18 protein-coding genes are annotated in these 16,175 nt (G+C 34.5%); 4 read left to right on the forward strand and 14 right to left on the reverse strand.

From position 1 onward, the window contains the following. Positions 1-4: 4 nt before the first annotated feature. The 9 genes from TMATH_RS10720 to purR all read right to left on the reverse strand — a co-directional run bounded on the left by TMATH_RS10720 (position 5) and on the right by purR (position 8,665). Positions 5-373 (reverse strand): hypothetical protein, encoded by a 369-nt coding sequence (locus TMATH_RS10720; RefSeq protein WP_013150956.1) that lies wholly within the window; start codon positions 371-373, stop codon positions 5-7. Between the two features lie 17 nt (positions 374-390). Continuing rightward, entirely contained in the window at positions 391-960 is a 570-nt protein-coding gene (gene pth, locus TMATH_RS10725) for an aminoacyl-tRNA hydrolase (RefSeq protein WP_013150957.1), read from the reverse strand. 125 nt (positions 961-1,085) lie between these two features. Then, positions 1,086-2,297: a S1C family serine protease gene (locus tag TMATH_RS10730; RefSeq protein ID WP_408643081.1), complete on the reverse strand. Its 1,212-nt coding sequence runs from the start codon at positions 2,295-2,297 to the stop codon at positions 1,086-1,088. Positions 2,298-2,712: 415 nt separating this feature from the next. Further along, positions 2,713-4,125, reverse strand: a complete 1,413-nt coding sequence (locus TMATH_RS10735) for a sensor histidine kinase (protein WP_013150959.1) — start codon at positions 4,123-4,125, stop codon at positions 2,713-2,715. Between the two features lie 2 nt (positions 4,126-4,127). Then, positions 4,128-4,811 (reverse strand): response regulator transcription factor, encoded by a 684-nt coding sequence (locus TMATH_RS10740; RefSeq protein WP_013150960.1) that lies wholly within the window; start codon positions 4,809-4,811, stop codon positions 4,128-4,130. 84 nt (positions 4,812-4,895) lie between these two features. Continuing rightward, entirely contained in the window at positions 4,896-5,846 is a 951-nt protein-coding gene (locus TMATH_RS10745) for a ribose-phosphate diphosphokinase (RefSeq protein ID WP_013150961.1), read from the reverse strand. A 5-nt stretch (positions 5,847-5,851) separates the two neighbouring features. Continuing rightward, positions 5,852-7,225: a bifunctional UDP-N-acetylglucosamine diphosphorylase/glucosamine-1-phosphate N-acetyltransferase GlmU gene (gene glmU / locus TMATH_RS10750; protein ID WP_041591724.1), complete on the reverse strand. Its 1,374-nt coding sequence runs from the start codon at positions 7,223-7,225 to the stop codon at positions 5,852-5,854. 102 nt (positions 7,226-7,327) lie between these two features. Beyond that, positions 7,328-7,606, reverse strand: a complete 279-nt coding sequence (gene spoVG, locus TMATH_RS10755; RefSeq protein ID WP_013150963.1) for a septation regulator SpoVG — start codon at positions 7,604-7,606, stop codon at positions 7,328-7,330. 234 nt (positions 7,607-7,840) lie between these two features. Continuing rightward, the gene (gene purR / locus TMATH_RS10760; RefSeq protein WP_012996142.1) at positions 7,841-8,665 is read right to left on the reverse strand and encodes a pur operon repressor; all 825 of its coding nucleotides are present in this window, start codon (positions 8,663-8,665) and stop codon (positions 7,841-7,843) included. A 177-nt stretch (positions 8,666-8,842) separates the two neighbouring features. Here purR and murC point away from each other — a divergent pair, with 177 nt between their 5' ends. Beyond that, positions 8,843-10,237, forward strand: coding sequence for a UDP-N-acetylmuramate--L-alanine ligase (gene murC, locus TMATH_RS10765; protein ID WP_013150964.1), 1,395 nt, complete (start codon positions 8,843-8,845; stop codon positions 10,235-10,237). Between the two features lie 76 nt (positions 10,238-10,313). On the opposite strand, the gene TMATH_RS11770 is transcribed toward murC, so the two are convergent. From TMATH_RS11770 to TMATH_RS10785, 4 genes are all read right to left on the reverse strand, one after another. Continuing rightward, positions 10,314-10,619, reverse strand: coding sequence for a HEPN domain-containing protein (locus tag TMATH_RS11770; protein ID WP_083768294.1), 306 nt, complete (start codon positions 10,617-10,619; stop codon positions 10,314-10,316). Between the two features lie 72 nt (positions 10,620-10,691). Next, complete coding sequence (locus TMATH_RS10775; RefSeq protein WP_013150967.1) at positions 10,692-11,030, reverse strand: nucleotidyltransferase domain-containing protein; 339 nt, start codon at positions 11,028-11,030, stop codon at positions 10,692-10,694. A 61-nt stretch (positions 11,031-11,091) separates the two neighbouring features. Next, a complete protein-coding gene (locus tag TMATH_RS10780) occupies positions 11,092-12,105 on the reverse strand; it encodes a LacI family DNA-binding transcriptional regulator (RefSeq protein ID WP_012996146.1) in 1,014 nt (337 codons plus the stop codon). A 104-nt stretch (positions 12,106-12,209) separates the two neighbouring features. Then, positions 12,210-13,118, reverse strand: coding sequence for a CPBP family intramembrane glutamic endopeptidase (locus tag TMATH_RS10785; RefSeq protein WP_013150968.1), 909 nt, complete (start codon positions 13,116-13,118; stop codon positions 12,210-12,212). 163 nt (positions 13,119-13,281) lie between these two features. Here TMATH_RS10785 and TMATH_RS10790 point away from each other — a divergent pair, with 163 nt between their 5' ends. The 3 genes from TMATH_RS10790 to TMATH_RS10800 all read left to right on the forward strand — a co-directional run bounded on the left by TMATH_RS10790 (position 13,282) and on the right by TMATH_RS10800 (position 14,608). Next, positions 13,282-13,719 carry an Hsp20/alpha crystallin family protein gene (locus TMATH_RS10790; protein WP_012996148.1) on the forward strand — a complete coding sequence of 146 codons (438 nt, stop codon included), beginning with the start codon at positions 13,282-13,284 and terminating at the stop codon, positions 13,717-13,719. Between the two features lie 192 nt (positions 13,720-13,911). Next, positions 13,912-14,175, forward strand: a complete 264-nt coding sequence (locus TMATH_RS10795; RefSeq protein ID WP_013150969.1) for a DUF6364 family protein — start codon at positions 13,912-13,914, stop codon at positions 14,173-14,175. Beyond that, a complete protein-coding gene (locus tag TMATH_RS10800) occupies positions 14,165-14,608 on the forward strand; it encodes a PIN domain-containing protein (protein ID WP_013150970.1) in 444 nt (147 codons plus the stop codon). Before TMATH_RS10795 ends, TMATH_RS10800 begins: the two co-directional genes overlap by 11 nt. 201 nt (positions 14,609-14,809) lie before the next feature. On the opposite strand, the gene TMATH_RS10805 is transcribed toward TMATH_RS10800, so the two are convergent. Then, entirely contained in the window at positions 14,810-16,168 is a 1,359-nt protein-coding gene (locus tag TMATH_RS10805; protein ID WP_013150971.1) for a PTS fructose transporter subunit IIC, read from the reverse strand. Positions 16,169-16,175: the final 7 nt, after the last annotated feature.

Below are 16,175 nucleotides of genomic sequence, written 5' to 3' on the forward strand. Positions count from 1 at the left end.
TTCATCACCTCAACATAAGCCTATTCCATAAGCCGTGTATTAAAGAAGTTACAATAATAGCCCAAAAAATATTTGTTTGCATTACTAATATGTAAGAGGTTATGCCAAAAAAGCCGTGGCTTAAAATACTCAAAATAGAAGCCCTTAAATTGATTTCATAGGAAGCTTTTATGTAATCATTTACTGCCTCTGTAACTCCAAATATCAAATGAGACAAAAGAATAGAGGAGGTCAAATACCCTGCAACTGTCTTACAGGTTTCTTCAATGACTGGTACAAGATAAATTATAGCTTTTTTGTTGTATTTATTTACCACCATCTTATTCAGAAAATACGCTAAGATTACACCAGCAATTCCAGACAATAGCCACATATCTTCTTTTTTCTCCTTCAATTGCCTTTTTGCAAACCGTTAAACTTGCTCATAGCATGTTCTATCCCATTTTCTATAATATCTATCACCGCATCTGCTGCTTTTATAACAGCTTCATCAATTAGTTTTTTCTCTGACTCTTCAAACTTTCCTAATACATGACTTACTAAATCCTTTTGTGGTTTTCCAATTCCAATTCTAACTCGTGGAAACTCTTCGCTATTTAAAAGATATATGATAGAATTCATTCCATTGTGACCACCTGAACTGCCTTTTTTTCTTATCCTTATTTTACCCACATCCAAATCTTTGTCATCATAAATTATAATTACATTTTCAAGTGGAATTTTATAAAAATTTACAGCCTCATATAAAGCTTCACCACTTGAATTCATAAATGTCTGCGGTTTTAAAAGAATTATTTTTTCTCCTTTAAAATAATCTTCCCCCATAAGGGATTTAAACTTTAATTTTGTTACATTTATGCCTAACTTTTTAGCCAATTCATCTATTACCATAAATCCTATATTGTGTCGCGTTTGTTCATATTCTATACCAGGATTTCCTAAACCTGCAATTATGAACATACAACCACCCTTCCTTATCAAATTAATTATACATGATTAAGCAAAAAAAAGCTATAACATGCACAAAAGATTACCGGCAAGTCACTTGCCGGTAATCTTTTGTACGAAGGAGGCCTTTATTTCATTTATTGAAAGTTTGCACTGCTTTGTAATTTTACATTAACTGTAAATGTTCTGCCATTTCTCCAAATTGTCACCTTTATTACATCTCCAACTTTGTGGTCATCTAGTACTCCTTGTAAATCCTCAAAGGAAGTAATGTCTTTACCGTCAACCTTTATTATCACATCTCCTGGTTGAATTCCAGCTTGTTCTGCTCCACTATTTGGCTGAACCTGAACTACATATACCCCTACAGGCAAATTATATCGTTGTGCATCTTGTTCTGTAATGGTTTGAGCACCTATACCCATCATAGGTCTTTCTACATAACCATATTTTATTATTTGGTCAATTATAGGTTTAGCTTCGTTTATTGGAATTGCAAAACCCATACCCTCAATAGGAGTCCCTTGACTTTGAAACATTCCAAACGGGTCCTGAATACTTGACCCTAGTGAAGTAAGCTTAACACTTGTTATACCTATGACTTCTGCTTTACTATTTACAAGGGGTCCTCCACTGTTGCCAGGATTAATAGCTGCATCTGTTTGTATAAGTTTGACAGGTCCATAATCACTTTGGAGGTTTCTGTTAAGCCCGCTTATTATACCAGCAGTGACCGAACCTGCAAAAGAACTTCCCAAAGGATTTCCTATAGCAATAGCCAGTTCACCCGGTTGAAGCTTTGAAGAATCACCTAATTCTACAACAGGTAAATTAGAAAGATTTATTTTAACTACTGCGAGGTCTGTTCTTTCATCTTTTCCTATAAGTTTTGCATCAGCACTTCTTCCATCTAAAAGTTTTACTGTAATTTTTGATGCTCCATCAATTACATGGTTATTGGTAACAATATATCCATCCGAACTTATTATAAAACCAGAGCCGCTACCTTTTGGAACATATCCTGTTCTATAACCATTGGTATAAGCAGCACTTGTATCAATTTCTACAACTGCTGGACTCACTATTTTGTAAATGTTGGGTATCAGATTTAAAATGCCGCTTTCGTCTGACGAAGTAGTATTTAGAGGTAAATATCTTGTAACAACTTGAGCTGACGCATTATTTTGGCTTCCATAGTATTTCATTACAGCCCCCGTAATTCCTCCGCCGATTAAAGCTGCCACTAACGCTACTGCGATAAAATAAGCTAGCATCCTTCTTCTAAATCTTTTAACCATTTTGCCAAGGCTCTTTTTATTGTTTCTAAATTTTACGTTAGAAGGTATCATAGAAGTTTCAAACTTCTCATAAGGTTGCTGCTCCTCAATTATTTCTTGGTACATTTTTTCCTCGTTGGAAGTCTCTCCTAGTTTATTTTCTGGTAAAGTCATATCATGTTCAGTATCATTTTTCTCAATTTTATTTTCAAAGTCTTTTTCGTAATCCATATTACCCCTCCTTTTGTTCTTTTTTTTAATTATAACCTTCTTTTATTAACAAATTATGAACACGATGTAAAGATTTTAAGTAATTTTTATTAAAAAATTTTTTGCACTGCTTTTTATAAATAAAGTGCGGTCCAAGTATTCGCTTGGACCGCTGAAAAGGGAGGTCAAGGAGAGGCATTTGTCACTTTCAAATATTATTATATCCTTTATTTATGAATAAAGTGTTAACAAAGTGTAAATATTTTGTTGCAATTTTTTAAAACTTTTTCACCGGCAAAGTAAAAGTAAAGGCAGCACCTCTGCCTATTTTGCTTTCTACCCATATTTCCTCGTTATGAGCATTTATAATACGCTTTACGATATAAAGCCCAAGACCTGCACCATCTTTTCCCCTCGACTTGTCCGCTTTATAAAATCTGTCCCATATATGCTCTTGGTCTTCAGGAGAGATACCTATTCCATTATCTTTTATAGTAATAAATACCTTGTCATCTTTTGTTTCAGTAAAAATGTGGATTATACCTTTTTCTTTGGAAAATTTTATTGCATTATCTATAAGATTTGACAAAACTTGCTCTATCTTGTCCTTATCAGCTATTACTATTCGTCGGTCTTCTTCAAAATCAACTTTAACGGTGAGATCTTTTTCCACTATTCTTTTTTCAAATTTTATAACTGCAAGTCTTATAAGTTCATTTATATCAAATTCCGTCTTGTGTAGTGGAAATTGCCCTGACTCAAGCTTAGTCATTTCAAGAAAATCGTCTATGAGTCGAGACATTCTCCTCGTTTCTTTTTGCACTATTTTAAGATAATCGCAAGCTTTTTCTACCGGAATAGTACCGTCTAATATTCCGTCTATATATCCCTGTATAGAAGTTAATGGAGACCTCAATTCGTGGGAAACATTTGCCACAAAATCTTTTCTCATGTCTTCTAACTGTTCTAACTCTTTTGCCATAACATTAAAGGACTTAGCCAACTCCCCTATCTCATCTTCTTCTCTATGCTGTACCCTGGCAGAAAAATTCCCTTTGGCTAATTGCTGAACAGCTAAACTCATCTCTTTAAGAGGCTGAGATATTTTGCTGGAAGTATAAGAAATGAGCACAAAACCTATTATAAGAGCTACTCCTCCAGATAAAAGCATTAAAAGAAAGATGTTAATAATAGTTTTATTCATTTCTGTCAAAGGAGCATGCATAAATATGGCCCCTTCAATCCGGCCCTTTATGACAAGAGGCACTCCCACTGTTAAAACAGGTTGATTAAATCTTCCACCAAAATATCCTTTTTTTACAACAGATTGTCCATCTAAAATACTTTTTATTTCATATTTACTGAGGCTTACCCCCGTCCAAGCTTTGCCATGTTTATGCGATTGACTGTAAATTAACCCTTCTTTATCTACAATCCATACAGTAGCATTAATCAACCTAGTGACAACATCTAATTCTTGATTCCATTTATCTATGTTTATGTCTCCTACCGCAAATTCATTTAAAATTGCATTTATTTCTTGAGCCTCTTCTAACATTATTTTTTCTTTGTCAGCAAAGTAATAGTTTTGAAACATCAGATAAAACATTCCTGAAAGAATAGACAAAGTAATAAGGATTATAATTATGTTGCTTATAAAAAGTTTTTTAAAAAGACTATTTTTGGTCAAATTTAGTTCACCTCAAATTTATAACCTACACCCCATACGGTAGTAAGTTTCCAATTAATGCCATCTCCTATTTTTTCTCTAAGTCGTTTTATATGAACATCTACCGTGCGACTATCTCCCATATAATCATAACCCCATACATTTTCTAACAGCTGGTCTCTTGTGAAAACCCTGTTAGGATGCGTACATAAAAAATATAAAAGTTCTAACTCCTTGGGAGTCAAATCCACATTTTTCCCTTTATAAACAACCTTATATTCGCTCAAACTTACATAAAGGTCTGGGTAAGAAACAGCCCGCCTTTCATCGCTTTCCGGCTCATACCTTCTTAAAACCGCTTTAACTCTTGCTATTAATTCTTTCCCATCAAAGGGCTTTACAATGTAGTCATCAGCGCCAATCTCTAAAGCCAATACCTTATCAAGAGTATCCCCTTTTGCAGTAAGCATTATTATAGGCACCTTTGAAAATTTTCTGACTTCTCTGCAAAGAGCAATACCATCAATCCCTGGTAACATTATGTCAAGTATGACGAGCCTTGGTGGATTAGTTTGGATCTTCTTTAAGGCTGTTTGTCCATCGTATATTTGTTCTACTTCAAATCCCTCTTTTTCAAGGTACAAAGACACTATTTCACATATATTCTTGTCATCATCCACTACATAAATCTTTGGATTCTCTCCCACAAAACCACCCTCTATGCCGAGTTTCCTTGCTTAAATTATATCATAAAATTTTAAGGATAATAATAAAAAAGGCACCATAAGTGCCTATTCGAACAATTTACTGACAGACATGCCCTCGTGGATTCGCAAAATTGCTTCTGCAAACAAAGGAGCTACAGACCTCACTTTAATTTTTTCAATTTTTTTCTCTTCGGTAAGAGGAATTGTATCGGTAATAACCAATTCTTTTATTGGCGATTTTTTCAATCTCTCAATGGCAGGTCCTGACAACACCCCATGGGTTGCACAAGCATAAACTTCAGTAGCACCATTATCAATAAGGGCTTCCGCCCCTTGTACCAACGTACCAGCAGTATCAATAAGGTCATCTACCAAAATAACCTTTTTCCCTCTAACATCACCTATTATATTCATTATCTCTGCTACGTTGGCTTTTGGCCTTCTTTTGTCAATAATTGCAAGAGGAGCATTAAGTTTCTCTGCAAAATATCTAGCTCTTGTCACACTGCCATGGTCTGGTGAAACAACTACAACATCATCTCCCAAATCTTTTTCAAGAAAATATTTTGCAAGTATTGGCCCTCCTAAAAGATGGTCAACAGGAATATTAAAGTACCCTTGTATCTGCGGAGCATGCAGGTCCATTGTAACAACTCTGTGAGCTCCTGCTGCAGTTATAAGGTCGGCTACAAGCTTAGCACTAATTGGGTCCCTCGGCTTTGCTTTTCTATCTTGTCTTGCATAACCATAGTAAGGTATAACTGCATTAATTTCAGCTGCAGACGCCCTTTTAAAAGCATCAATCATTATCAATAATTCCATTAAGTTGTTATTGACAGGTGCGCAAGTTGACTGTATCACAAAAACACTTGCCCCTCTTACACTTTCGCCGATCTTTACACTAATCTCGCCATCACTAAAAGTCCCTACTTCTGAGTCACAAAGCTTAAGCCCCAAATGCTCTGCTATTTCATTGGCTAACTTAGGATTTGAATTTCCAGTAAAAATCTTGAGAGAATTAGTATATCTTGCCATTTAATTTAAAGCCTCCCTTTTTTTATTCTTTCCTGAACCCAACCTTCTTTATTGGTTTGCCTACTTCTGGCTATGGCAAGGGCTCCTTCGGGAACATTCTCTGTTATAGTTGAGCCAGCAGCGACATAAGCATTACTTCCAATCTTCACTGGCGCTACAAGATTTACATTACACCCCACAAAAACATTATCTCCTATTATTGTCTTGTGCTTTTGTTTCCCATCATAGTTGACTGTAATAGATCCACATCCCATATTGACATTTTTACCAATTTCCGCGTCTCCTACATAGGTAAGATGAGGAACTTTACTTCCTTCATCAATTATAGATTTCTTTATCTCTACAAAATCCCCTATTTTGACATTACTTTGTATCACAGTTTCTGGCCTTATGTGAGCAAAAGGCCCGATTTTAACATTATTTTTTATTTTTGAAGAGAGTATTACAGAATACATTATACTACATCCATCACCAATTTCTGAATCAACAATCCTACAATTAGGCCCTATTTCACAATCACTCCCTATTTTAGTTTTCCCTTCTATAACACAACCAGGCATTATTATAGTATCTGCTCCAATCTCCACATCAGCTCCTATATAAGTGGTCTCGGGGTCCACTATTGTTACTCCATTTTCCATGTGACGATAATTAATCCGTTTTCTCATTATTTTTTCTGCTTCAAAAAGTTGCACCCTTGAATTTACTCCCGTTATCTCTTCTGATGATACAGTAAAAGCTACAATTTTTCCACCCATATCTCTTATAATTTCCACAGCATCCGTCAGATAATATTCACCCTGTGCGTTATTATTGGTTATTCTCCTTAATGCCTTCTTCAGTTTGGGTATATCCATAACGTACATGGCAGAATTTATCTCATGGATGCGTTTTTCTTCTTCTGTTGCATCTTTATCTTCCACAATTTTTATAACGTTTCCATTTCCATCCCTTATTATTCTCCCATAACCGGTTGGGTCTTCTAATACTGAAGACAAAATAGTAACACTGTTGCCCTCTTTAATATGAAAATTTATTAATTCTTTTAAGGTATTGGAGGTAATAAGAGGAGTATCTCCTGTCAAAATCATTACATTCCCTTCATCAGGGAGTAAGTCCTCCGCCATCATTACGGCATGGCCCGTCCCTAACTGCACTTGTTGATAAGCATACTTCACTCTTTCTTTTAAAACTTCCTTAACTTCTTCTGCTTTGTGTCCGACTACTACAATCACTTCGCTACTTCCTATTTCTTCTACCGCATCTACTACCCATTCTATCATCGGTTTGCCACAAACTTTATGAACCACCTTAGGATGCTTAGATTTCATCCTTTTCCCTAGCCCTGCAGCTAAAATAAGCGTCACTAGCCCTTCCAATTTTTCCACACCCTCTTAAATTTAATTCTGATATCCTATACTATTTTAACTATAATTGCAACAAAGTTCAACAAAAAAAATAAAAAGGAGACAAGCTCCTTTTTATTCATTATGTGCAGCTCCCTGTTCTTTTGCCTTTTCATATTCTTTAAGTATAGCGCTTTGCAACTTATTTCTTGTATCTGAATTTATAGGGTGAGCAATATCCTTAAACTCCCCTCCAGGAGTCTTTCTGCTGGGCATAGCAATAAACAGCCCATCTTGGCCTTCTATAACCTTTATATCGTGAACCACAAATTCATTGTCAAAGGTTACAGAAACTACAGCCTTCATTTTGCCTTCCTCATTAAGTTTTCTCACCCTTACGTCTGTAATTTCCATAAGCTCACCACCTTCCTGAAGTTAAAACCTATGTTAGCATTGTGGAACTGCTCTAATTCTTGAGCTTCTTGTTTCATCGATCGCTTATCTTTTTTGCAATCTCCACAAGCGTAATTTCGGCGTGTCCACCACCTACATTAAAACCTTTTACTTTATAAATATTCGCCACAAAATTAAAATTTCCTTCAGCAAAAACTAAAATCCTGAAAAATTTTTAAAAAATTTTTATTCCTTTTAACCTTTCAATATCCAATCACTTATTTCAATATCAATTATATTTTTGTCTTCTTCCATATTTTTTAACACGAAAACTGAAATGTAATTATCTACCAGCTTATTCTCCGGTTTTTCCGTCGAAATCATAACTCCTGCACCAACCACTTCAGCGTCAAATTCCTCCATAAGCTCCATCATACCTTTAATCGTCCCACCTGCTTTCATAAAGTCATCTATCAATAATACTTTAGAACCTTTCTGTAAAGACCTTCTAGCCAAAGACATAGAGCGTATGTGCCTTTGAGAACCAGAAATATAATTAATAGACACAAAAGATCCTTCTGTAACTCTACTATCTTTTCTAATTATTACAAGTGGAACATTAAGCGTCCTTGCACACATTAAGGCAATAGGTATACCCTTGGTCTCCACAGTTACAATTGCATCAACTTCCTTATCCAAAAAAGGAAGCACTAAAATCTCACCAATTTTTGTTACAATATTGGGAGAATAAATTAAATCGGCAGTATATAGAAACCCACCGGGAATTATTCTAGAAGGGTCTTTTAACTTTTCCTTTATTTCTTCTACAAAGGGCAAATAACTTTTAATATCAGATATAGGAATGTACTTTACTCCACCACCAGCTCCAGGCAATGTAATTAATTTGCCAAAATTAAATTTTTCTATCACATTCTTTAAAATATCGATATCTTCAGAGGCAGTAGATTTGGCTATGCCAAAAAAATTCATAAAATATTCTAAATTTATGAGGGTATTGGGATTTTCACTAAATATCTTAACGATTGCTGCCAATCGCTCATACCGTTTGTACTTATCCATAAAAAATAACCTCCACACATACAAATTTTATACCAAAATTATATTTAAAAGTTCATTTTTCTGCAATATGTGATATAATTTTTTTATAAAATATTTGTTCCCTTTGACAAGCTTTAATCATATTTTAACCATGAAAAGGCAATAATAGTTAATAAGAACTGAGAGAGGCGATTAATTATGAATATAAACCTTGAGAACTTCAAAAGAGTGCATTTTATAGGAATTGGCGGTATAAGTATGAGCGGTTTAGCTCATATACTTTTGAATAACGGTCATGCAGTAACAGGCTCGGATATAAAAAATTCTCATATAATTGAAAAATTAAGACAGGAAGGAGCAGTTATAACAATACCTCACAATGAAAATAGTGTCATAGGTGCCGATTTAGTAGTGTATACGGCTGCTATCCATGAAGACAATCCTGAATATCAAAAGGCTAAAGAATTAAATATACCTACTATAGACAGGGCTACCCTTTTAGGCCTCATTATGAAAAAATACAAATACGGCATTGCTGTTTCTGGAAGTCATGGAAAGACAACTACTACATCTTTAATATCCGTAATATTCAACGGTATGGGATATGACCCTACAGTTTTAGTAGGTGGAGAAGTAGATGTAATAGGAGGAAATGTGAGGGTTGGAAACAGTGAATATTTTGTCACAGAAGCCTGTGAATATACAGATAGTTTCTTAAAATTTTATCCTTACATAGCTGTCATCCTAAACGTTGACTCAGACCACTTAGATTATTTCAAAAATATCGACAACATAAAACAATCTTTTAGACAATTCGCCAGTTTAGTTCCACCAGATGGATACGTGGTAGCCTGTAAAGACGATGCCAACACTATGTATGTCGTAAATGGGCTAAATAAAAATATTGTTACTTATGGTATTTACAAAGATAGTGATTGGAAAGCAAAAAACATAGGGTTTGATGATAAAGGCTGTGCTATTTTTGACGTTTATTATAAAGAGGAATATATGGGCAATTTCAAATTGTCAATACCCGGAAAGCATAATGTTTACAACGCTTTAGCTGCTTTGGCAGTAAGTCACCTTGTAGGAATCGACATAAAAAAAGCTTCTCATTATTTAACTGAATTCAAAGGCACCCATAGAAGATTCGAAATAAAAGGAATAGTAGACGGCATAACAATTGTGGATGACTATGCTCATCATCCTGCTGAAATAAAAGCGACTTTAGAAGCAGCAAAAAACTATCCTCACAAAAGAATTATCTGTATATTCCAGCCCCACACTTACTCTAGAACTAAAGCCTTGCTCAATGAGTTTGCGGAATCCTTTGACAATGCAGATAAAATAATAATAGCAGACATATACGCCGCAAGAGAAAAAGATACAGGAATTGTTTCTTCTAAAGATTTAGTGGAACTAATCTCTCAAAAGGGGAAGGATGTTTTGTACTTAAAAGACTTCGACTCTATAATGGAGTATTTAAACAAAAATGCAAAAGCAGGAGATTTAGTATTAACAATTGGAGCAGGAAATATCTACGAAGTAGGAGAAATGTTCCTAAAAGACTATAAAAAAGCTGTAGGAATGTAAAAATACGGAATTCCTTCAAAATGATTTCACTAATTACTTCTAGTAAGGTGAAATCATTTTGTTTAATTTTATATATCTAACTATTAATTTGTTCTAATACAAAGCCTCTAATCTTTTGAGCTATTTCAAATGCTTTTTGTGCCTCCTCTTTTGTAACTTCTTCATAAGTTTCAGCAGGTGGATATCTAATTTCATTATAAAAAACAGTTAGAAATTTGCAGTCGTCAAAAAAATCTTTAAAACCCTCATCATAATTAGTACACATATTACATAACACAGTTAAATCATGTGTCTTTTTAATAGAAGAACCACAAAATATCAAATATCCTTTTAAGTATTTTTCTACAGCCTGTTGGCAATGAAATGCTACTGTATCATATATTCCTCAAATCTTAGAAGAATATCAGCAGCTCTCAGGTCTTGTTCTGCTTTTTTAAACCAATCCTGATAATATTTACTGTCTGTCATATAAAACAACCCCTTCTGAATTTATTATATAAGCAAAACTTTGCTTGCTCTTTATGTGTTTATTCCATTCTTCCGGTGTGTAAACTATTATATCTAGTGGAATACTGTGTTCAATACCATATAGTTCTGTTTTAATTTTTCTTTTATTTTCGGTATCAATAACAATACATAAATCTATATCGCTATCAAACTTTATCGTATTTGCAGCACAGGAACCAAATAAAATTATTTTTTCTGGATTAAACTGTTTAATAATCTGATTTTTTATTTTTTCTATTTCATTTTTATAAATTTCCTCAATATTGAGTTTGGTAGTCCCAATCATAAAAAACACCTCCTTATAAATTTTTTTAAAAGCAGACTTCAACTTGAGAAGTCTGCTCTTTTTATCTTGCAACACAAGATTTCCTTTCCACAAGCTTTACAGGTACAATGATGTGGTCTGTGTCAATTTCTTTTTGCTTTAACCTAGCAATCAAAAGCTCTGCAGACTTAATACCCAAATCAAATGTAGAAATATCTATTGTGGTAAGAGGCGGATTTGCAAAAGCTGACAAGGGGATGTTGTTAAACCCTACTATCGATATATCCTCAGGAACTCTATATCCTTTATCTATTGCAGCCCTTATAACACCAAATGCCATAATATCATCAGTGACAACAACCGCAGTAGGTTTTTCTCTATCCAAAATCCTCATCATCGCCCTGTATCCACCATCTTCTGAAAAATCATCCTGTTCCGCCAACTTTCTATTAAAAGATATCCCATTTTCTTCAAGGGCAAGTTTATAACCGTCTAATCTGTCTAAACTCACTACATATTCCAATGAACCACTTATAAAAGCAATTTTTTTATGCCCATGTTTAATAAGGTAATTAGTAGCAAGTTTAGAAGCCCCTATATTGTCATTATCGACCCAATACACACCTTTGGCATCCAAAGGTTTACCTATAACTACAAAAGGAAATTTCTCATCTCTCAACCAAGGTATAAGTTCATCGGTTGTACGAGAAGATAAAAGAATTATTCCATCTACTCGTTTGCCCTTTACCATATTTATAACCGCTTCTTTTTCCTCTTCTTGATTTCCAGATGTCGACAAAAGCAAATCATACTTTTCTTTATGGGCAACAACACTTATTCCCCTCATAACTTCAGGGAAAAAAGGATTCGAAAAAGCTTCTTCTGTCGAGCGAGGCATTATAAGTCCCAAAGTATTTGTCACTTTGCTTGCAAGGCTTCTGGCAATGGCGTTTGGATAATACCCCAATTCCTCCATTGCCTTCCAAACTCTCTCTTTTGTCTCTTTGCTTATACGAGGATTATCCGCAATAACCCTTGAAACAGTAGAAGGAGCAACATTTGCCCTTTTTGCCACATCTTTAATCGTAACATTCATTATACCACCACCTTCAAAATGAAACCGATTGCATCTTTTCTATCTATTATTCTATACTATTCTTTTATTTACGTCAACAGTTTTCATTTTCTTTTAAGTATTCCTTACATAACCCCAGCTATTTTTAATATCTGCTCAGTAATTTTATACAAAAATACTAACACTGATAAAAGTACAGGCCAATGCAAGAAAATATGTAAGTCTTCTTTTAACTTTGTAGTACCGCGGATAACATATGGGTCAGTTACTTTCTTCAAATATCTTAATTGCACATACAAAAGAATAGCAGCAAATAATGCAAAAATCCCATAACTAATAACAGCAATAAATGGAATATCTACCTGTTGTAATGAAGTCGTTTTTCCTAAGTTTTGTTGTGCTATGAAATAGGACAGTAAAACAGAAATAGTGTTATTTGTGAAATGGCCTATCATTCCCCCATATATGGAATTAGTTCTATACACCACATATCCCAATAAACTGCCGAGAAAAAGTATACTCAAAAAATTTTGTACATTTAAATGAAGCATTGCAAAGAATATAGCGGTTATAAAAATACTTTTTATAGAACCCCTCATTTCAAAACTTCTCATCACAAGTCCCCGCATAAATATTTCTTCGCAACAGGCAGCTACAGCTCCAAATATTAAAATTTGAATAAAAAGTTCTTGTATATTGGAAGCTGCAGGTATAGGCATCACGGGAATTTTACCCAGTTTAGATAGAAAATAATTTGTCAAAAGTGCAAAAAAACCCGACACTATCCAGCCTAAAATAGCTATTATTATCACTAGAAAAACTTGTTTCCCTTTTATAGGATTCAACCTTAAAACATATTTTACATCGTATTTTTTTAAAAAAAGATAAAGAATAACAGGCAGTAAAACAAGAAAAAATTCTGTGATGACTATACCTATATATAAAGAAGCCTTTTGCACCAAATATCCCACTGTTATGAAAAGTAACATGACAAAAAAGTACAACTTACTTACATCTTTTTCATCTGGACGCATCCAATCACTTCCTTTTTGACATCGTCAGTCTCACTCTTATAAATTTTAACATAAAAAGAATAAAAAAGTAAGAATTAAATGTGAAGATTTTGAGAAACCTAATAATTGCAAAACTTAATCAATGTGATATAATAAATAATAGAAAAATATGGAGGTGATGTAAATGAGTTTAATGAGGCGAGGACGTGACTGGTGGGATTGGCCATTTGATTTTAATATTAGAAATTTGCCAAGCATTTTTGATGTAAACTTCCCCTCTATTTCAGGTCTATTTTCTCGGCCAAGAGTAGACATCACCGAATCTGAAACAGAAATAGTCGCAACAGCTGAACTACCAGGCGTTGACAAAAAAGACATTGAAATAAATGTTTATGACAACATATTGGAAATAAAAGGACAAACCACAGTAGATGAAGAAAGAGAAAATAAAAATTATTACATGAGAGAAAGATATTACGGAAGTTTTGCCAGAAGAATAGAACTACCTGCGGAAGTAGACCCTGAAAGAACTACTGCCAAATTTGAAAATGGCATACTCAAAATCACAATGCCAAAATTACATCCAAGCAAACCAAAGGGAAGAAAAATAGATATAGAATAAGAAATTGGGTAAGTTTTTACCCAATTTCTTTATTTCTATTTGCTTTCTTTGTCATTCTCTATCATTGTACCTAGCAAAATTTCACGTTCTTTACCATATAAATTTTCCTTGGCTTATATCTATGCATTTGTTAACATAACAATTGATTTACACGTAAAAATGTGTTATACTAAATTACGTGGAGGTGATATTATGAATAGAGAAAGGCAAAAAATAGAAACGCAGAACATCACATTGTCTTTACCTAAAAATTTATTACAAAGGATAAAACATATAGCTATAGATAAAAATACATCAGTATCTAGGCTTTTAACAGAAACGCTAGAAGAAATAGTAAAAAAAGAAGACTCCTATGAAAATGCTAGGTTATATCATATAAAAATATTAGAAAAAGGTTTTGATTTAGGTACAGAGGGAAAAGTTACCTGGAGGAGAGAAGATTTATATGAAAGATAATAGAAATTTGCAGTTCATTGATACAAATATTTTAGTTTACGCTCATGATGTATCTGCTGGTAAAAAACATGAAATTGCAAAAGAACTACTAAAAGAATTATGGTACGAAAGAAATGGATGCTTAAGCACACAAGTGCTTCAAGAATTTTATGTAACAATTACAAGAAAAGTAAAAAAACCTTTGATTCCAGCTGAAGCAGCAGAAATTATTTCAGCTTTTAAGAGTTGGAAACTAAATATAATAGATTTTGAAGATATACTTGACGCAATTAAAGTTTCACAACGCTACATGATTTCTTTCTGGGATTCGCTTATAATCGTTAGTGCAATCAACCTGGATTGTAATATAATATGGAGCGAAGATTTAAATTCAGGCCAGTATTTTAGCAAAGTAAAAGTACAAAATCCATTTTCCTTAGGCAATGACTTTTGAGTATTCCTATTTTTCCATCACCGCACTTGTCCAAGCTTCACTTTCTTTCTCTCTAAGCTCTTCACTTTTATATCTTGCTAATGCTCCTCGTAGCAATATAGCATCCTTACACTGTCATCTAGAAATAATTAAAATTCTCATTTATACCTAAACTGTATGCAAATAAAAAATTAGGGGCAAGCTCTTGCTTACCCCAATTTTTTAATCAACTTTCTTTTTAAGCACTGCTATCATAAGAGCAGTAACCACAGTTCCTACCGCTATTGCTCCAATGTAAAGAAGCGGGTTTGACACGGCTATTGGTATTACAAATATACCTCCGTGAGGAGCTCGAAGTTCAATGTGGAAAAGCATTGAAAGAGCACCTGTTACAGCAGAACCCACCATTATAGAAGGTATCACTCTAAAGGGGTCTGCCGCTGCAAATGGTATAGCACCTTCTGTTATAAAGGAAGCACCCAAAACCCATGCTGCTTTACCTGCTTCTATCTCTTCCTTTGTAAATCTATCCCTAAAAAGAACTGTCGCAAGAGCAAGCCCAAGTGGAGGAGTCATACCAGCTGCCATTACTGCTGCCATTGGAGCAAAAACATTTGATGCTAAAAGACCCGTTGCGAAAGTATAAGCTGTCTTGTTTACAGGACCACCCATGTCAAAAGCCATCATAAGTCCTAATATTGCTCCAAAAATAACTGCATTTGTAGAGCTCATTCCTGTAAGCCAGGCAGTCAAAGATGTCATTATAGCTTTCATTGGAGAACCAATTACATATATCATTAGTAATCCTACTATCAAAGTCGATAATACCGGCAATATGAGTATTGGCATTAGACCTTCTAATGTTTTAGGAAGCTTTATTAACCTTTTCAGATAAACTATCGTATATCCTGCTAAAAATCCTGAAATTATGCCACCTAAAAATCCTGCTCCAGTAGATACTGCTAGCATACCGCCTACCATACCGGGTACAAGGCCAGGTCTATCTGCTATAGAAAATGCTATATAACCTGACAAAATCGGAACCATCAATGCAAAGGCTGAGCCGCCGCCAATTTTCATCAAAGCCCAAGGAAGAGTTCCTTCCACCTCAAAGGCTTTATATCCCCAGAAGAAAGAAAGCGCAATTAAAATACCGCCTGCAACTACAAAAGGTATCATATAAGAAACGCCTGTCATCAAGTGTTTGTATGCACCTGTTCTTTGAGCTGACCTCTCTCTATGAATTTCTTCTACTTTTTCCACATAGTCTTTTGGTTTTTCCATCTTCAGAGCTTTTTCAATAAGTCCTTTCGCATTCTTTATAGCCTCTTCGACAGATACCTCAAGTATAGGTTTTCCTGCAAATCTCGATTTGTCAACTTTAGTTGCCGCTGCTATTATTACAGCATCTGCAGCTTTTATATCTTCCTCAGTAAGCTGATTTTCTGCACCTATTGAACCTTGCGTCTCTACCTTTATATCTACTCCCATCTCTTTGGCTGCCATCTGAAGATTTTCCGCTGCCATATAGGTATGGGCAATACCTGTAGGGCAGGCCGTAACAGCAACTACTTTTTTCATAACTAAT

Origin of the sequence: Thermoanaerobacter mathranii subsp. mathranii str. A3 (assembly GCF_000092965.1) — a bacterium.
Classification (GTDB): Bacteria; Bacillota; Thermoanaerobacteria; order Thermoanaerobacterales; family Thermoanaerobacteraceae; genus Thermoanaerobacter; species Thermoanaerobacter thermocopriae.